Origin of the sequence: Gordonia oryzae, assembly GCF_003797185.1 — a bacterium.
GTDB classification, from domain to species: Bacteria; Actinomycetota; Actinomycetes; order Mycobacteriales; family Mycobacteriaceae; genus Gordonia; species Gordonia oryzae.
In genome coordinates this window covers 210,247-228,234 of the sequence record NZ_RKMH01000002.1, presented here as the reverse complement: position 1 = coordinate 228,234, position 17,988 = coordinate 210,247, and the positions used below count along the sequence as shown (strand labels likewise).

The window sequence follows — 17,988 nt, the reverse complement described above, 5'->3', positions numbered from 1 at the left end:
ATGGTGGGCGTCGAGTATTTCCGGGTCGGCGAGTTGGGTCGGGGTGACCGGCCCTCACCCAACCGCATCGGCGAGGTCGACCCCGGATTCCTTCGCCCACACGTCGATGAGCCGGCCGAGTGCGTCGACGTCGACGAATTCAACGTCAACGCCGATGTCGGTGGAATACACGAGCTCTCGCAGCGTGCCCTTCACGTCAGCGGGCCGGTGCGAGTACACGTATACCGTGTCGCTCGGGCACATGGCCACGGCGTCGGTGCCGGTGAGTTCATCGAGCGTCGCGATCAGACGCGCACGCACCTCAGACGGCGTCGCGGTACACCGCTTCCCGTCCGCTCCCCGACACCGCCATTCGACGGTGTAGCACTGCCCACTCCGGCGTGCATTGCCCGTCAGCGTGGCCACCGACGATGATCGCCAGCTGCGTCATGGCCCGATGCTAAGGAACCGACGGCGTCAGCTTATCCGTAGCGTCACACCAGGTCACGCTCGTAGGCGTAGATCACCACGTGAATCCTGTTGCGTAGGTTGAGCTTGGCGAGAATGTTGGCCACATGCGACTTCACCGTCGTCTCGGAGACGAACAACTCCGACGCGATCTCCCGATTCGACAGTCCACGAGCCACGGCGACGACCACCTGCCGTTCGCGTTCGGTCAGGTCGTCGGCGGGGACCTGATCGGGTGCATCATGCGCGGGCGGAGTCGCGACGTACGCGTCGACCAGGGCGCGGGTGATATGCGGGGACATCACTGCGTCGCCTCGGGTGACGGCCACAACCGCATCGACCAACGCCGCCCCACGCACGTCCTTCAGCAAAAACCCCGCCGCTCCCGCGCGGATGGCGTCGAAGGCGTACTCGTCGACGTCGAAGGTCGTCAACACCAGCACCCGCACCGATGGCCGGTGGCATACCACCTGCCGGGTCGCCTCGACACCGTTCATCCTTGGCATTCGCACATCCATCAGGATCACGTCGGGAGCGCAGGAATCGACGAGCGCCACGGCCTCGTCGCCGTCGGCGGCCTCCCCCACCACCTCCAGGCCGTCAGCGGCCTGCAAGACCATCCGTAGTCCGAGCCGGACGAGTTCCTGGTCGTCGACGATGGCCACCCGGATCGTCATCGGTCGGCTCCAGTCGCGGCGCGTCGTGTCGGGATGCGCCCCCACACCCGCCAACCGCCGCCCACCAGGGGTCCCGACTCCGTGTGACCGCCATGCAATGCGGCACGCTCGGCAATCCCGGTCAGTCCGAACCCCGGCTCAGCCGAGCGCCCGGAGTTTCGCCCGTCGTCGACGATCTCGACGTCGATCGCGTCGCCGTGGTAGACCAGGTTCACGCGAACCGTGGTCGCGTCGGCGTGCTTTCGCACGTTCGTCAAGGCTTCCTGCACGATGCGATACACGGTCAGCCCCTCCGGCGCCGACACATCGGTCACGGTGCCCTCAATGAGCAGCTCGATGTCGACCCCGGTGCGCCGAGCCTCATCCACCAGGGTCCCTACGTCGCCGACACCGGGTTGTGGTCGGCGCGGCAGCTCGCCGGCGCGCAGAACCCGGACGAGGTCGCGCATGTCGTCAAGCGCCGCGCGGCCGGTGTCGGCGACACGTTTCATCGCGTCCCGCGTGGCGGCGGCGTCGCGATCCCCCGTGGCCAGTGCCCCCTCGGTCAGCGTGACCATCACCGAGAGACCATGTGCCACCACGTCATGCATCTCCCGCGCGATCTGCTGACGGTGGCGCGCGGCCGCGAGCAGTTCGGCCTGATGCCGTTCACGCTCGCGTCGTCGGGCACCCTCCGCGGCGGCCAGGATCGCATTGCGGCGATTGCGCACGGCGATCCCGGCACACACCGCAGCGATCAGCGGCCCGGTCAACAGCACGAGGGATTCGATGCGGTAGCCGCTCGCCTGCCACCGCAACACCGCCAACACCGCACCCACCTCGACGACGGCAGCCGCGGCCCACGCCGTGCGCGCCGGGTACACCGACGCCACCGTGTACACGACGACCAGCAGGGCGATGTCGGCCACCGACCGAAGGTCGAGGGCCCAGTGCACAAATGCGACGAGTACGAGCACCGCGAACACCGTCACCGGAAGACGACGCCGCACCAACAGCGGAAGCGCCAGCAGTGCGCTCACAACCAGCGCGGCCACCGGACGTTCCGCACTCGGACCGCTTCGCTGGATCAATGGGATTGCGGCGCAGGCCAGCACGACCGCGACAGGCACGATCGCCGATACCGACGACGACGTCGCAACGATCCGTAGCCGCCGGCCGACGCGCGCGGCGACAGAGCCATCGGATGCCACCGCCATCGGGGCGGTGTCGGTCATCCACCACACGCGCCAGCGACGCGCGGTCTGGGCAATCTGGGTCGGCATCGGAGCCAACTGTAGACCCCTGAATCGGCACGACGCGCCCTCCTCGCGAACGGTTCTCAGCTCGTCCGCGCGGAGGACGCGTCGTCTCGACGGCACCGTTCCCACTGCCGATGTGCCGCTCCGGCCGATGGGTCCACCATGGTGCGGTCCCCGATTGCTGTTCGAAAGTCATTGCCCGTCATGCACACTGACCGTCACCGCCCTGTTCCGACCACTACCACCGCCCGGATCGTCGCCCTCGGCATACTGACCGTTGCGCTCGCCGCGGCGACGACGCTCGCGCCCTGGCTGCTCACCGGCCCCGGCCCCGGCGGCATGGCTACGGCCTTTTGCTCGGCGTTCGCACATTTCTGGAAGAGCGGATCGAGCACACCACCCGCCGATCTGACGGCTCTCGTCGATGACTGGCGGCGCTTTCACATCGCGAAAGCCGTGATCGGCCTGGCGTTACTCGCCACCGCATGTCGACTGGCGATCGCCCTCTACCGGGGGACGAGCGAATCCACGCGCCGCCGACCGTTGCGGGCGCTACCTGCTGGCGCCCTCGCCGCAATCGCACTCGTCATCGTGACAGCGAACATCCAGGGCGCGATCGCACCATTGTCCTCACTACTGCCCTTCCTCTCCGGCAGCGGTGACCCGACGACCCGCGCGATCGCGAGTCAGGCGCACACCGAACTCATCGCATCCGCCGGCGGCGGATTCACCGCACCCTTGCAGGTTCTCGTCGACGACTTCGCCCGGTACCACGCGGTGATCGCGGTGATCGCCGGAATACTCACCGTCGGCGTTCTCGGCGCGGCCGGCGTCGTCTTTCGTGCCGCGGCGATTGCACCCCGCGACGCCCGGACACCACCGCTCGCTCGTGCCGCCGCGTTAACGCTCGTCGCGCTGACCACCGGGGTGGTCTGCGCTGCCAATGTCAGTTCGGCCGCTGAGTCAGCACAAGCTCTGGCGATGTTCTTCGGTGGCTGACCGACGTCCGTCGAACCTCGCCGACGGCACATCGGCTACAGAAAGGCCGCCCGCCCTGACCGCACCAGGGTTTCGGCGGCGCTGCCGGTGATCTCCTCGGTGGTGAGGGCATAAAGAAAGTGATCCCGCCAGCGCGTGTTGACGTCCATGTACCGCTCGAGCAGCCCTTCGCGTCGAAAACCGATCTTGCTCAACACCGCTTGGGAGGCAACGTTGTCCGGTTGGACGGTCGCGTCGAGCCGGTGCAGCCCGACCGGACCGAAGCAGTGGTCGACCCCGAGCGCTACCGCCGCGGTGGTGATGCCCTGTCCGGCGTGGCCGGCGTCGATCCAGTAGCCGATCCATGCGCTGCGCACCGCGCCGCGTTGGATGTTGCCGACGGTCAGCTGGCCGATGTAGGCGCCGTCGAGTTCGATCACGAACGGCAACAACGTCCCTCGCTTGGCCTCGGACTTCAGCACCGCGAACAGCGGCGGCCAGGACGAGACCTGATGGCGCGACGCCCACGATCCGACCCCCGTCGGCTCCCACGGCATCAGCGAGTTCTGATTGCGGATGCGCAGCTCGCTCCAGTCCTTGGCGTCTCGCAACTTCACCGGCCGTATCGTCACCGCACCCGCCCTGGTCCCCAGAGGTCCCAGAGTCGCCGGCCACCCCGGACTGACCGGTTCGCCACTCAGCCACCTGAACACATCTGGGAGTCTATGCGGTGACCATCGCCCGGCGTGGAGGTAACCGGCACGTGCGCCGACTCGTCGGCGTCAGCCGCGTTGGGCGAGAAAGGCGACCTCCACCTCGTCGCCGATACCAAGTTCCTCGACATCGGAGTCCACGATGATCAGGCAGTTGGCCTCGGCGAGTTCGGCAAGTAGGTGACTCGATCCGGTCGGTGACGCCCCGAGTACCTGCACGAGATACTCACCGGACCGTTCGTCACGCATCAATTGCCCGCGCAGATATCCCTTGCGGCCCTTGACCGACGCGATCGGGCCGATCGTGCGCGCCTTGATGACCCGGCGCATCGGTTGCCGTTTGCCGAGCGCGATGCGGATCAGCGGACGCACCATGACCTCGAAGGACACCAGCGCACTGACCGGGTTGGACGGCAGCAAAAACGTGGGCACCTCGTCACGCCCGAGTCGGCCGAAGCCCTGCACCGAGCCCGGATGCATGGCCACCCGCACGATCTCAAGATCGCCGAGATCACTGAGCGCGTCGACGACCGCGCCGCCCGCCTGCCCACCGATCCCGCCACAGATCACCACAATCTCCGACCGGATAAGCTGTGCCTCAACGACTTCCCGCATACGGGAGCTGTCGCGTTCGGCGATGCCCACTCGGTTCACGTCGGCGCCGGCGTCGCGTGCGGCCGCAGCGAGAGCGTAACTGTTGACGTCGTAGATCTGCCCGGGCCCAGGGGTGCGGTCGATGTCGACGAGTTCGGATCCGATGGAGATCACCGATAGGCGCGGACGAGGATGCACCAGGACACGCGCACGCCCGACGGCGGCGAGCAGACCCACCTGCGCCGACCCGATGATCGATCCGGCACGGACAGCGACATCGCCGGGCTGCACGTCGTCGCCGACGCGCCGCACGTAATCGCCACTCTCGACGCCGTGGCCCACCTTGACCTTCGACTCTCCGCCGTCGGTCCACCGCAACGGCACCACCGCATCGGCGAGAGTCGGCATGGGAGCGCCGGTTTCGACACGAACCGCCTGTCGCGGCTGCAGACGCGTCGGGGTGCGGGCGCCGGGCGAGACCTCGCCGACCACCGGCAACGACACGATCATCGGTTCGTTCGCCTCGAGATCGATGAGTTCGGCACCACCGGCGTCGAACTCATCGAGGTCCTCGGGTGCGGGCACCCCGGCGAGTGCCACGTCGACCGCACGTACCGCAAATCCGTCCACGGCGGCCTGGTCGAATCCGGGCATGGGGTGTTCGGTGACGACCTCTTCGGCGCACATCAGCCCCTGGGCCTCGGAGATTGCCACGCGCACCGGCCGCGGCGCGACCGCCGCGGCCGTCACCAACGACAGATGATCCTCAACCGAACGCATCTCACCTCACTCCGCCGCCGGCCCGTGCGCACACTCATCGGCCGGGGTACCTGCCGGTCGACCTTCGGGTAAAGGCTAGTCGTCGGGCACGCATACACGTGTCAGGCGCGCGGGGACCGTCTACACCAAACGAAGCGGGCCCAGCCCTACTTGAGGCGCTCGGTGAGCCACTCGCGCAGGTCGGGTCCGTAGTCATCGCGGTCAAGGGCGAAGTCGACGGCCGCTTTCAGGTAGCCACCGGGATTGCCGAGATCGTGACGGGTGCCGTGATGGACGACCACATGCACCGGCTCACCTTCCTCGATGAGCAGGGCGATCGCGTCGGTCAGCTGCAATTCACCACCCGCACCGGGCTTGATGCGACGCAGCGCGTCAAAGATCTTGCGGTCGAGGATGTATCGGCCGGCGGCGGCAAGATTCGACGGCGCGTCCTCGGGTGCGGGCTTTTCGACCATGCCCTTGAGACGCTTGACGTTCGGGTTATTGGCGTCGGGCAGATCCTCGACGTCAAAGACGCCGTAGGCACTGATCCGGTCGCCGGGAACCTCGATGGCGCACAGCACCGATCCACCGCGTCGCTGCCGGGTGCGGGCCATCACCTCGAGTACCCCGCCGGGCAGCACCAGATCGTCGGGTAGCAGCACCGCGATTGCGTCCTCGTCGTCATCGAGGTACTCCTCGACGCACCCCACGGCGTGACCGAGGCCCAGCGGCTTCTCCTGGATCACCGAGGCCACGTCGAGTAGCGATGGCGCCTTACGGACCTTGGCAAGCATCGCCGCCTTGCCACGCTTGGCCAACGTGTTCTCCAGCACCAGGTCTTCGACGAAGTGCGCGACCACGCCGTCTTTGCCGGGCGAGGTGATGATCAGCAGCCGTTCGGCTCCGGCGGACTTGGCCTCCTCGGCGACCAGCTCTATGCCGGGAGTATCGACAACCGGCAACAACTCCTTGGGCACCGTCTTGGTCGCCGGCAGGAATCGTGTGCCCAGGCCCGCTGCCGGAACCACCGCGGTACGTGGGATCGGCGGGGTATCGGGTACGTCGTGGTACTCGGGAATCTCGGTCGTCGAATTACTCACGCTGGTCATGAGAAACACCCTAGTGTCGGTGGCCGGGAGGCAGCCACAACTGCGGTGCCCGAACGCTGGGAGATCGCCGCCATCGGGACCGGTGTTACACCTGGTCAGCGCCAGGATACGGGCGGCGTCGGCGAGTGGAAGCAAAGGAGAACCTGTGGCAGGCAAGGACGAGTTGCGGGCCGGATTCACGGCGCGGCGAGCAAGGTTGACCGTCGACGATCGTGACCGCGCATCGGCCCGGCTCGTCGCCCACCTCACGTCGAGTCCCGTTCTGCTCGACGCCACGGTGACGGTTGCGGCCTACGTTCCGGTGGGCGCAGAACCGGGGTCGGTAGCACTTCTCGACGCTCTACGCGGCCACGGCTGCACAGTGTTGCTGCCAGTGGTGCCGTCCGGGCCGCCGGCTGCACTGGACTGGGTGCACTACGACGCGCCGGACTCACTGGCCAGGGGCAGGTTCGGACTTCTCGAGCCGACGGGCCCACGGGTGGGTGTCGATGCGATCTCAGATGCCGACGCCGTCTTTGTCCCGGCGCTGGCGGTCGCGCGCACCGGTGTCCGATTGGGCCGTGGCGCAGGCTATTACGACCGCTCCGTCGCCGGGGTTGCAGGCGCACTCATCGGCATCGTCTACGACCATGAGCTGGTCGACGATTTACCCGCCGACGCCTACGACGTTCCTATGGGGTGGGCCCTCACGCCGGGTGGTGGGTTCACGCTGCTGCGGTGAGCAAGCCCGGTGGGTCGGTCAGGCCGAGGCGGGTGTCGCAGCCGTGGTGCTGCTCGAGGAGTTCGACGACGAGGTCGAGTCACTGCTCGACGACGAGCCGGTGCTGCTGCTCGCCGAGGAGTCCGAGGACGAACTCGACGACGAGTCGGACGTGGATTCCGAGGAGCTACTGCTCTCCGACGACGACGAGCCGTTGCGCGAGTCCGTGCGGTAGAAGCCGCTGCCCTTGAAGACGATCCCGACAGAGTTGAACAGTTTGCGCAGCCGCCCGGTGCACTGAGGGCACTCGGTGAGCGAGTCGTCGGAGAACGACTGCACGACGTCGAACTTGTTGTCACACTCCGTGCACGCATACGAGTAAGTGGGCACCGAAAACCTCCACAAGAACGTAGGAACCTCGACCAGTTTAACCGAAGCTGGCACTCGGGCATTCCGAGTGCCAGTAGGCACGGTTTGCACTGCTCAGGAAGGCTATCCGCCGATGACCTCGATGTCGCGGTCGGGAATGCCGTCGCGGTTCATGTCGGGGTCGCGACTCTTGCGCGCATCCCACCGCAAAAGCACGCCCGCGAGAGCAGCGGCGATCACCGATCCGATGACGATGGCAGCCTTGGCCGGTGCGGCATGCTCGCCGTCCTCGAACGACAGCTCCGAGATGAGCAAGGCGACGGTGAATCCGACACCGGTGAGCATGCCGATCGGCACGAGATCTCGCAGCCCGATCGCATCGGGCAGTCGTAGCGGCGTGAAGCGGGTCAGCACCGCGGTTGCGCCGAGCACGCCGATGATCTTTCCGAGCACCAAGCCGGCCACGATCCCGACGGAGACCGGTTCCACCAGCGCGCCGCCGGCGCCGACGAGAGAGACCCCGGCGGACGCGAAGGCGAACACCGGTAGAGCGACTGACGACGACCAGGGTCGCACCGTCTCGTCGAAGAGCTCTGCACGGCTGCGCTTCTCACCGCGAATCGGCTTGGCGGGCACCACGAATCCGAGGAGGACACCGGCGACCGTGGCGTGTACCCCGGAGGCGTGCATCAACGCCCACGCCGCCACCGCCAGAGGCAACAACAGCCACCAGCGGGTGCGCGGCGCACGCACGGCGAGCGCGAAGACTGCGACGACGAGCACCGCCGCACCCAACATCAGCAGATCGACGGAGTCGGTGTAGACGGTGGCAATCACGATGATGCCCAGCAGGTCGTCGACGACGGCCAGGGTCAGCAGGAAGGTACGCAGCGCCAGCGGAAGTCCACGCCCGCAGATGGCGAGCACGGCCAGGGCGAAGGCAATGTCGGTTGCGGTCGGCGTCGCCCAGCCGTGCAGCGCGGACGGATCGTCCGAGGTGGTTCCCACGACCAGCAGATACACCACTGCCGGCGCGATCATGCCGCCTACCGCTGCCGCGATCGGCACACCGGCGAGCCGCAGATCGCGCAGCCCCCCGGCGACGAATTCGTGTTTGAGCTCTACACCCACGACGAAGAAGAAGATGGCGAGCAGACCGTCGGCCGCCCAGTGCGCCAGCGTCAGGTGCAGGTGGAGTGACTCCGGGCCGACCTCGATCGCCAGTAGGTGGTGATAGGCCTCGCGCCACCCTGTGTTGGCCCAGATCATCGCGATTGCCGCGAAGGTCAACAGCAGGACGCCGCTGGTGGTGTCGAGGGCGAGCAGCCGCCGCATGCGTGCCCGTCGGTCGGCAACGCGCCGGGACGCGTGGCCGGTCTTGGCGGGATTCTCGGCGTGGGGTTCGGTGGAGGTGTTGTCGGGGTCCGTCACGGGCGGCTCCTCATCGGTCGTCGGCACGAATCCGGCTCGTCACGAGCGCGGAGCCGACCAGGCTTCCCGGCACACCGGGAGTCATTCTCCCAGTTCACACGGGCCCACGTCCAATCTGGAAGGTTCACCCTGTGGAAGAACAAGGCCCACAAGCCTTTTATCCACAGCGCGCCACTCAGGCCTCTCGGGCGCGCCGAGGGGCCGATAGGTTTGCCCGTCATGAATATCTTCGGAGGTGGTTCGGCTCTCGGGCCGCGACTGCGGGATCGCGTCGGTCACGCACTGCGTCCGGGATGGGCGCGGTCGGTGATGATCCGGCGCAGCGCAGCACTGCTACTGGTGGCGGTGGCCGTCGTCGTCGGCGTTACCGGTCAGCGAACGAGGACCGATGCGCCGGTCTTGGTGGCGGCGCGCGATCTGCTTCCGGGACACACCGTGACCGGCACCGACCTGCGCGAACTCCGCATTCCGGTGGACCTCGTGCCCGACGGAGCGCTACGGCTGACCGCCGACGGCGAATCGCATACGGTGACCGGCCCGGTGCGCGCCGGAGAAATCGTCACCGAGGCGCGGCTACTGTCGCCGCGCCTGCCGATGGAGTTGACCGGACGGGCCGATGCGCGGTTGGTGCCGGTCCGACTCGCCGACGACACGGTCGCTTCACTGTTACGGGCCGGGGATCTCGTGGACGTGCTCAACGCGCAGGCGCAGATCCTGGCCGCGGGCGCCATCGTCGCACTGGTTCCCGGTGGGGCCCCGACGACGCCGACGCGCGCGGCGAGCAACCCGCCCATCCTGCTCGCCATGACCGAAACCGCAGCTCATCGAGTTGCCGGAGCAGGGCTCGACGTGCCTCTCGCGGTAGTGCTGCACTGAGTGCCAGGCCGGACACACGTAGTTCCCTGTAATGCGTAGTGCCGACTCACTGAGCGAAATACACAGCCTCGTTTACGATCCTGGATAGAGTTTTCCCAGAATCCATGCCCACCTGTGGGCGTCACGACACGACTACCCGGCACCGAAGACCGATCAGGAAGGACCGGAAGTGCTCAAGGGCTTCAAGGATTTCATACTCAGAGGCAACGTCGTCGAATTGGCCACAGCGGTCATCGTCGGCGCCGCGTTCACCGGTATCGTCACCGCGTTCACCACCGGCATCATCAATCCGTTGTTGGCGGCCATCCCCACCGGTCAGGGCGACTGTGGCTCATCGACCGCAAAAGCCGGCGAGACCGCCGTCAACAACCCGGTATCGGTCTGTGGGCTCGGTTTCAAGGTCACCGACAACCAGGCGACCTTCCTCGACTTCGGCGGGCTGATCGCCGCGATCATCAACTTCCTGATCGTCGCTGCCGTCATCTACTTCATCATCATCGTGCCGTACAACAAACTCTCTTCGCTGGACAAGAAACCCGACGAGGCCGAGGCCACCGAGATCTCACTGCTCACCGAAATCCGCGACTACCTGGCTCCCGAGGGCTCGCGCTCTGCAGCCAAGGAACAGGCGCAGTCGATTCTCCCGCCGCACCTCAGTGACCCGTCCGGACCACCCACTGGTATCCCCGGCGGACCATCCGAACGCGATGGCTCAGCCAGTGCCGTCGACACCACGACGAAGCGGATCAGCACGCCGCCCGCACCGTATTCCGATCCGGCACCGTCGGGGCCATTTGCCCCGCCGGAGCGTCCCGGCCAGGGCCCGGGCACCGCGCCGTATCCAGGACCTGGCTGGCCGACCCCGTCACCCGCGCCGGGCAGCTACCCTCCGCCGGGTAATTACCCCCCGGCCGGCGGAGCGCCCGGCAACTACCCTCCGGGCAACTATCCGCCGCCCGATCAGCAGTATCCGGGCGAGTACCCCGGCGACTATCCGCCGGACGGCCCCGGTCGCCATTCCCGCTGAGTCGCGAACGTCCCCATCGAAGGCCCGTTTCCCGAAAGGGATCCGGGCCTTCGTCTTTGACCGAACCCGATTCACACAGTCCAGAGCATCGTTGCGACATACCCCCTAGGGGTATATGGTCGGCGGCATGGAGCAGCACGACCAGCAAGGGAACACCACCGATCACCCGGAACACACGCACTCAGCACACGCCGGCCATTCCGGTCACACTGCAATGAGTGGTCACACCGGGCACGGCGACCATGTCGCCGCGTTCCGTCGGCTGTTCTGGATCATGCTGGTGCTCGCGATCCCGACCGTGGTGGTCAGCGGCATGTTCGCCGAGTTGATCGGCTACTCACTCCCCTCCCCCGACTGGGTGCGCTGGGTATCGCCGGCGATCGGAACCGTGATCTACCTGTGGGGAGGTCGACCCTTCCTCGGTGGGGCGGTCGGCGAGATCCGTTCCCGCGCTCCGGGAATGATGCTGTTGATCGCGCTCGCGATCACCGTCGCGTTTGTCGCGTCGTGGGGATCGACCCTGCACCTGCTCGACAACGAGCTCGATTTCTGGTGGGAGCTGGCACTTCTCGTCGTCATCATGCTGCTCGGTCACTGGATCGAGATGCGTTCGCTGGCGCAGGCGACATCAGCTCTCGATTCGCTCGCGGCATTGCTCCCGGACTCCGCCGAGAAGGTGGTCGACGAGCAGATTGTGAGCGTCGCGCCGGCCGACCTCGTCGTCGGCGACGTGGTTCTCGTACGCCCGGGCGGGTCGATACCAGCCGACGGTATCGTTCTGGACGGGTCGGCGAACCTCGACGAATCGATGGTGACCGGCGAATCCACGCCGGTCACGCGTGGCGTCGGGGATTCGGTGGTGGCAGGCACCGTCGCCACCGATTCCGGTCTGCGGATCGAGGTCTCGGCGATCGGCGACGGCACGGCCCTGGGAGGGATCGGACGACTCGTCGCCGAAGCACAAGCGTCATCCTCGCGGGCACAGCGTCTCGCCGACACCGCCGCCGGCTGGCTGTTCTGGTTCGCGCTGGGCTCAGCCGTTCTGACGGCGATCGTGTGGGTCGCACTCGGCATGCCCGGCGATGCCGTCGTCCGCACCATCACCGTGCTCGTCATCGCCTGCCCGCACGCGCTGGGACTGGCCATCCCGTTGGTCGTCGCGATCGCCACCGAACGGGCCGCGCGCGGCGGGGTGCTGATCAAGGACCGCCTGGCGCTCGAGTCCATGCGGACCGTCGACGCGGTCTTGTTCGACAAGACGGGAACTCTGACCAAGGGCGAGCCCGCGGTCACCGCCGTGAAGCCGACTCCGGCCCATTCCACCGATGACGTCCTCGCCGCTGCAGCGTCCGCAGAATCCGGCAGCGAACACCCCCTGGCCCGCGCAATCGTCCAGGCCGCTCGCTCCGAGGAACTGAACATCATACCCGCACAGGACTTCTCATCGTCTCCGGCCGTCGGCGTCACAGCAACGGTAAACGGCCACGAAATTCATGTGGGTGGCCCACGCATGCTCGATGAGATGGGACTCGACGAGCTCACCGTCGCCGACGACTGGCGCGCGCAGGGCGCGATCATCCTGCACGTGGTCGCCGATGGCGCGGTGATCGGGGCACTGCGACTCGCCGATGAGGTCCGCCCCGAATCGCGGCAGGCCGTCGACGCCCTACACCGCCTCGGCGTGCAGGTGGTGGTGGTCACCGGAGATGCGCAGGCCGTTGCCGACAGCGTCGCCGCCGAACTCGACATCGACCGCGTGTATGCGGGTGTACGTCCAGAAGACAAGTCCGCCAAGGTTTCTGAGCTTCAGCGCGAGGGCCATCGGGTCGCCATGGTCGGCGACGGCGTCAACGACGCCCCCGCTCTCGCACAAGCCGACGTCGGCATCGCGATCGGTGCGGGCACCGACGTCGCGGTCGCCTCCGCCGGCGTCATCCTCGCCTCCCCCGATCCCCGCCCGGTGTTGTCGGTGATCGAGTTGTCGCGTGCGGGCTATCGCAAGATGCAGCAGAACCTGTGGTGGGCAGCGGGATACAACCTGATCTCGGTGCCGCTGGCGGCCGGCGTGCTCGCGCCGATCGGCTTCGTGCTGCCGATGAGCGTCGGCGCGATCCTGATGTCGGCGTCCACCGTCGTCGTGGCGCTGAACGCCCAACTGCTGCGCCGGCTCGACATCTCACCCGAGGCCAGCTCTCACCGAATCCTGGAGCAGCGCAACGAAAACGGATAAGTCGACCACATCGGGCGGCGCGATCGACCGGCCAGCGCTTTCACAGGTTTCCCCGAACGACTCCCCAGGTCGCGGGCCTACTGTCAATCCCGTCGGCAACACCCGGCCGGCTCACGGTTAATCGAGCAACCGTGGTGCCGTGCGGGAAGTGCGCATCTCCCCCGACCCGCGCACAACCCACACGGCGCACCTCGTTCCGGCAGGATCGCGGTCCTCCCCTATGCCGCGCCCGAAGGAACGACAAAGGGCGGGAAACCATTTCTGGTTTCCCGCCCTTGTTGCGTGAAGGACCGTGAGGTCCGGCCGCGAATGTCAGCCGATGCTGAACGGCTTGCCGTAGGCGGTCAGAACACCCTTGACAGCGTCCGTCTCGACGGTAACCTGAACGACGGCCTTGGCCTGCGCATAGCCGGCGCAGCCGTCAACCCCGAACTTCTCCTGGCTGTAGGCCACACCACCGGTGGTGCCCGAGAAGGTGTTCGCGTTGATGGCGTTGCTGCTGCTGTCTTCGAGGCCGATCAGAGTACCCACTGTCGGAACAAACACCGCCTCACCGGGGCTCAAAGTAAAACCACCGGTAGCAGACCCGGAAGGCGTGACGGAACCGCCACTTCCAAGAGCTGCCCCACCCGAAGTCCCGGAGCTGGCTCCGAAGTTGAGCTGACATCCGACGATGTAACCGGCGGAAATCGTGCCGCCATCAGCTTGACCGCCGACAGTGACCCGTACTTTGCCGGAAACGAATACTTCACGGCTTGTTGCAATATTAGTTACGGCCGGATGGACGTCGGCACTCTCGTCGTAGAGCTGGATCGTGACCGGTGTGCCATCGACAAGCTTCTTGACGACCTTGGCTCCCGGCAACGGGCCGGCCACGGCGCCGCCGGCACCCAGGCTGGTCAGGCCCATCAATGCGGCGCCAACGACACCGGCGGCCGCGATCGCACGCCGTGTGCTGATCTTCTTCATGATTCCCCTTCGTGGAATGTCTATCTGCCTGTGCAGCAGAGAAATCTCAGAGTTGTTGCTGGTTTGTCTGCTGCCACTCAGTTGAGACTGAAGGGCTTGCCCCAAAGCGTGGACTGGATGTAGCCACCATCGCTGTCGATCACGTCATTGTCGGTGTCGACCTTGAAGCCCTTGCCGGCCATGACGTACACAAACGAGCGAGCTTGCGCAAAGCCGCCACACTGCTGAACGTCGATCCCGAAATGGTCAAGCTGGAAGGCGGCAATGCCTTTGTCACCGATGGTCTTGTAATCGACCTTGACAGCCTTCACGGTGCCCGGCGTCAGTGGGACAGCCAGCGAGGCCGATGCCGAAGGAAGACCAGTCGTCAGGTCGAGACTGCCCCCGAGGCCACCCGACATCCCCGAGATATTGATCTGGCAGCCGATCAAGAAGCCGACATACACACGTCCGGTCACACCGTCATTTGCTTTCACGGTGTACACACCCGAGACCTCAGCGGCACGCCCAGCACCATTGGCCGCCAGCGAAGGCACAGGCCATGCATTCTCGCCGGTGCGGATGGTCTGGACCGTCTCACCATCGAGACCGGTGACAACCTTGGAACCATTCGGCAAGGGAGCTGCCGCGGCGTTTCCCGTACCCATGCTTGCCAGACCGATCGCCGCGGCTGCGGTGATGGCGCATGCCCCCGCAGCACGGCGCAGCCCAAGCTTGCTGAACTTGCTCATTCGTTCCCTCTCACAGGATTCGGCTAAATCTCGCGGAACATGCACCCACACGTCCCGTCCTGACCTCGGCGGTCGAGGGCATCGTGTCCAACTCAGGTAACCCGATCACATCAACCGGGTTAACAAGAGGTGAACCGCCCTCGCCGCCACTGCATCGCCACTTACGTGGTTCTGCAGGACCCGCTACCGGTCCTCCACGCTGGGTACCGGTGTAGTCGGTGCGAACGCTATCTGAGAGGTCACAAAGAGGGCAACAGCTGGAATCAGCGATGTCTCAGATAATTCATTCGCCATGCCGCATCCATCCTGAGCAATCGAAACAATACCGAATGTTAATGACAGGAAAACTGGCTGTTGTAGGCGCTGTGAACGCTACTCGTAGTGCGGCGGACGTTCCCGGTCGTAGCGAGCGCGCCCCTCATCGATATGACGCAGATCACGTTCATCGCGCGTTGTTTCGGGTAACGAATCTCCAAAGATCGCGTCAAGATCACGGCGGCGTCGCGCCGCGTCTCGAGCACGAATCGACTGCTCACCGACCGATTTTGGATCGGACGATCCCTGCTCCTGGGCGCATCGGTGTGCCGTGTCACCCTCGCCGTGGGTCTCATGTGCGGGCAAGGTCCACCCCATCCGAGTGCGTGGATCTGACAGGGTCAGAAATCCCTGATGTTGGAGATCACATGTTTTGCGAGGGGCGCCACGGTCGCCATGCCGTCGCGGACAGCCGCCCGCGAATCGGCGATATTGACCACGAGCGTCTGCCCCGAGATTCCGGCCAGCCCGCGCGAAAGTCCGCCGTCGGTGGCACCCGCAGCCAGTCCTGAACTCCGAACGGCCTCCTCGATACCGCGCAGCCGTCGATCCAGGAGTGGTTCGGTCGCTTCCGGCGCGACATCGCGAGCACCCACGCCCACACCGCCGACCGATACCACCAGGTCTACCCCGCCGATCACCGCGGTGTTCAGTGCGTTGCGGATCTCCACCTCGTCGCCGGGGACGAGGATCGTCGCGTCGACGTGGAATCCGGCCTCCTCCAGCAACTCCCCCACCAGCGGGCCGAGTGGGTTCTCGATATCGCCGTGGGCCACCTTGTCGTCGACCACGACGACCAACGCTCGACCCACCTCGTCGCCCGCGGACTCGCGTACCGAGCCGCCCTGGCGTGCTGCGAATGCGAGGGCGGCGGCATCGGCGGCCACCACGTCGGCCGGATCCACCTCGACGCCTTCGGTCATCGGGAGCTCAGCCACCTGAAAATCGGAGTCGCTGGTCATCATGGCCACTGTCCTCTCTGCGTTCGCACACGCCCGCGGCGTGCTCGTGGTGATTCGGCGTTGCTTGGTGATTCGGCGTTGCTTGGTGATTCGTCCTGGCGATTCGTCGCAGTCATGCCGAACGAATCACCTAATTCGGTCAGTTCGACTGCAACGTCGCCAATTGCACCGTCACTGTCTTCGTTTGTCCGCCTGCGGTGTAAGTGACCTGGACTCGATCACCGGGGTTGTGGGAGCGCACCGCCGCCACGAGGGCGTCACCAGTGGCGATGTTGCGGTCGTCGATCTTGGTGACGATCGCACCCTTGGGAATTCCGGCCGCTGCGGCCGGGCCACCGGCCTGTACGTCGGCGATGAGCGCTCCGGGGGAGTTCGGATCGGTACTCGGCCGCACCGACACCCCGAGACCGGCGTGGGTTGCCTTTCCGGTGTCGCGGAGTTCGTTGGCCACTCGAATCGCCTGGTCGATGGGGATCGCGAAGCCGAGTCCAATGCTGCCGGTCTGCTGCTCCTCGCCGCCGCTGCCGCCGCCGAGAGTGGCGATGGCGGTGTTCACACCGATCAGTGCACCACGCGCGTTGACCAACGCGCCACCGGAATTGCCGGGATTGATCGCCGCGTCGGTCTGAATCGCGTCGATCACCGAGGTGGTGTCGCCCTCGCGTTGTGTGGAGACCGGGCGGTTCAATGCGGAGATGATGCCGGTGGTGACCGTGCCCTGCAGGCCCAGCGGCGCTCCGATGGCGATGACGTCCTGGCCGACCGCGAGATTGTCGGAGGTCCCTACCTTGATCGGGGTCAGGCCGGACTTGTCGACCTTGATGACTGCGATATCGGAGATGGGATCGGCACCCAGCACGCGAGCCGCGGAACGCGAGCCGTCCTGGAAGTTCACGACGACGTCGGTGGCCGGGCGGCCATTACTACCGCTCACCACGTGGTTGTTGGTCATGATGACGCCGTCGGCGCTGAGCACGACGCCCGAACCCTCAGCCTGCTCGGTGCCCGCGGTGACGTCGATCGACACCACCGACGGCAGGGTTTGCGCAGCCACCTGCTGGACCGAACCCTCCGGTGCCGGCACAGAGCCGCTGTCACGCGCGCTGGGATCGCCACCGAGCGGTTGGTTATTGGCCGCCGTCGACGTCGAGTCGTCGTTGAGCCGGGACCCGACGACTCCGCCGACGCCACCGGCCACCAGGCCGATCACCAGCGCACCGGCGACGAGCGCCGCGATCAATCCGCCACGAGAATTCTTCTTGGGGCCCTGCGGTTCCGGTAGTGGTTGCCGATCACCGAAACCGGTTCCCGGGGGCGGTCCCGACGGCCCGATCGGACCCGATCCTGCACCGTATGCGCCGTACGGCTCCGCCCCGCCGTGGGATCCGGCACCGAAGGACTGCGTGGGCGCAGCACTGCTCTCACCGAAACCCGTTGTTTGCGACTGCGATTCCGGGTTCGATCCGGAGCTGTCGCCGTAGGTTGAGGTCCGTTCCCACGGCGCCGAGCCCGACGAGCCGTAGTGGGGAGACCCGTAGTGGGGCGAATCATAAGTGGGAATAGGGCCGGTCGAGGGACCGGGCGAATATCCGGGCGCACCCGGCTCCTGGCCCGGACGACCATAGGCTCCCGTCCACCCGGACTCACCGTAGTTCGGCGCGCCACCGGAGTTCTGCGCGTCATCACCGAACGGCCCGCGGTGCGAACCTCCACCCGTCATCGTCGTCCCCACATCTTTCGTCGAGAATCCCTGCCGGCGGGCGCATGTCCGCCAGTCGTGTCGTCGGCACCGGTCATGTGTCGCTTGCCGTGGTTGTCACCGCGGGTGTCCGTCACCGTTGTTGTGGCGCAGACAACCCT

The 17,988-nt window shown here is 66.3% G+C and carries 18 protein-coding genes; 5 read left to right on the top strand and 13 right to left on the bottom strand.

Annotation, left to right across the window (positions count from 1 at the left end):
* Positions 1–54 precede the first annotated feature (54 nt).
* From EF294_RS21835 to EF294_RS03010, 4 genes are read right to left on the bottom strand one after another with little or no spacing between them, the layout of a single operon-like run.
* Positions 55–300: a hypothetical protein gene (locus tag EF294_RS21835; RefSeq protein ID WP_246007640.1), complete on the bottom strand. Its 246-nt coding sequence runs from the start codon at positions 298–300 to the stop codon at positions 55–57.
* Between the two features lies 1 nt (position 301).
* Complete coding sequence (locus EF294_RS22410) at positions 302–430, bottom strand: hypothetical protein (RefSeq protein WP_281275960.1); 129 nt, start codon at positions 428–430, stop codon at positions 302–304.
* A gap of 43 nt (positions 431–473) precedes the next feature.
* Positions 474–1,124, bottom strand: coding sequence for a response regulator (locus EF294_RS03015; protein WP_123925516.1), 651 nt, complete (start codon positions 1,122–1,124; stop codon positions 474–476).
* On the bottom strand, positions 1,121–2,386 hold the full coding sequence (locus tag EF294_RS03010) for a sensor histidine kinase (RefSeq protein WP_123925515.1): 1,266 nt from the start codon (positions 2,384–2,386) through the stop codon (positions 1,121–1,123). The genes EF294_RS03015 and EF294_RS03010 overlap by 4 nt, the downstream gene beginning before the upstream one ends.
* Before the next feature lie 180 nt (positions 2,387–2,566).
* Here EF294_RS03010 and EF294_RS03005 point away from each other — a divergent pair, with 180 nt between their 5' ends.
* A complete protein-coding gene (locus tag EF294_RS03005; RefSeq protein ID WP_246007639.1) occupies positions 2,567–3,361 on the top strand; it encodes a hypothetical protein in 795 nt (264 codons plus the stop codon).
* Between the two features lie 35 nt (positions 3,362–3,396).
* Here EF294_RS03005 and EF294_RS03000 read toward each other — a convergent pair whose 3' ends face one another.
* The 3 genes from EF294_RS03000 to EF294_RS02990 all read right to left on the bottom strand — a co-directional run bounded on the left by EF294_RS03000 (position 3,397) and on the right by EF294_RS02990 (position 6,518).
* Complete coding sequence (locus EF294_RS03000) at positions 3,397–4,053, bottom strand: GNAT family N-acetyltransferase (protein ID WP_123925513.1); 657 nt, start codon at positions 4,051–4,053, stop codon at positions 3,397–3,399.
* 69 nt (positions 4,054–4,122) lie between these two features.
* Positions 4,123–5,427 carry a molybdotransferase-like divisome protein Glp gene (gene glp / locus EF294_RS02995; RefSeq protein WP_123925512.1) on the bottom strand — a complete coding sequence of 435 codons (1,305 nt, stop codon included), beginning with the start codon at positions 5,425–5,427 and terminating at the stop codon, positions 4,123–4,125.
* 146 nt (positions 5,428–5,573) lie between these two features.
* On the bottom strand, positions 5,574–6,518 hold the full coding sequence (locus EF294_RS02990) for a UTP--glucose-1-phosphate uridylyltransferase (protein WP_123925511.1): 945 nt from the start codon (positions 6,516–6,518) through the stop codon (positions 5,574–5,576).
* Positions 6,519–6,663: 145 nt separating this feature from the next.
* On the opposite strand from EF294_RS02990, the gene EF294_RS02985 reads away from it, so the two are divergent.
* Entirely contained in the window at positions 6,664–7,239 is a 576-nt protein-coding gene (locus EF294_RS02985; RefSeq protein WP_123925510.1) for a 5-formyltetrahydrofolate cyclo-ligase, read from the top strand.
* An 18-nt stretch (positions 7,240–7,257) separates the two neighbouring features.
* Here EF294_RS02985 and EF294_RS02980 read toward each other — a convergent pair whose 3' ends face one another.
* Together EF294_RS02980 and nhaA are read right to left on the bottom strand one after the other, a co-directional pair.
* Complete coding sequence (locus tag EF294_RS02980; protein ID WP_123925509.1) at positions 7,258–7,608, bottom strand: FmdB family zinc ribbon protein; 351 nt, start codon at positions 7,606–7,608, stop codon at positions 7,258–7,260.
* 102 nt (positions 7,609–7,710) lie between these two features.
* Positions 7,711–9,045 (bottom strand): Na+/H+ antiporter NhaA, encoded by a 1,335-nt coding sequence (gene nhaA, locus EF294_RS02975; protein WP_123925508.1) that lies wholly within the window; start codon positions 9,043–9,045, stop codon positions 7,711–7,713.
* Positions 9,046–9,237: 192 nt separating this feature from the next.
* Here nhaA and EF294_RS02970 point away from each other — a divergent pair, with 192 nt between their 5' ends.
* From EF294_RS02970 to EF294_RS02960, 3 genes are all read left to right on the top strand, one after another.
* A complete protein-coding gene (locus EF294_RS02970; RefSeq protein ID WP_123925507.1) occupies positions 9,238–9,894 on the top strand; it encodes an SAF domain-containing protein in 657 nt (218 codons plus the stop codon).
* A gap of 169 nt (positions 9,895–10,063) precedes the next feature.
* Entirely contained in the window at positions 10,064–10,921 is an 858-nt protein-coding gene (gene mscL, locus EF294_RS02965) for a large conductance mechanosensitive channel protein MscL (RefSeq protein ID WP_123925506.1), read from the top strand.
* Positions 10,922–11,048: 127 nt separating this feature from the next.
* Positions 11,049–13,151: a heavy metal translocating P-type ATPase gene (locus EF294_RS02960; RefSeq protein ID WP_425459388.1), complete on the top strand. Its 2,103-nt coding sequence runs from the start codon at positions 11,049–11,051 to the stop codon at positions 13,149–13,151.
* A gap of 312 nt (positions 13,152–13,463) precedes the next feature.
* On the opposite strand, the gene EF294_RS02955 is transcribed toward EF294_RS02960, so the two are convergent.
* The 4 genes from EF294_RS02955 to EF294_RS02935 all read right to left on the bottom strand — a co-directional run bounded on the left by EF294_RS02955 (position 13,464) and on the right by EF294_RS02935 (position 17,848).
* The gene (locus EF294_RS02955) at positions 13,464–14,120 is read right to left on the bottom strand and encodes an MspA family porin (RefSeq protein WP_123925504.1); all 657 of its coding nucleotides are present in this window, start codon (positions 14,118–14,120) and stop codon (positions 13,464–13,466) included.
* 77 nt (positions 14,121–14,197) lie between these two features.
* On the bottom strand, positions 14,198–14,851 hold the full coding sequence (locus tag EF294_RS02950; RefSeq protein WP_123925503.1) for an MspA family porin: 654 nt from the start codon (positions 14,849–14,851) through the stop codon (positions 14,198–14,200).
* A gap of 656 nt (positions 14,852–15,507) precedes the next feature.
* The gene (locus EF294_RS02940; protein ID WP_185090927.1) at positions 15,508–16,131 is read right to left on the bottom strand and encodes a MogA/MoaB family molybdenum cofactor biosynthesis protein; all 624 of its coding nucleotides are present in this window, start codon (positions 16,129–16,131) and stop codon (positions 15,508–15,510) included.
* Positions 16,132–16,267: 136 nt separating this feature from the next.
* Positions 16,268–17,848 carry a trypsin-like peptidase domain-containing protein gene (locus EF294_RS02935; RefSeq protein ID WP_123925500.1) on the bottom strand — a complete coding sequence of 527 codons (1,581 nt, stop codon included), beginning with the start codon at positions 17,846–17,848 and terminating at the stop codon, positions 16,268–16,270.
* Between the last annotated feature and the right edge of the window lie 140 nt (positions 17,849–17,988).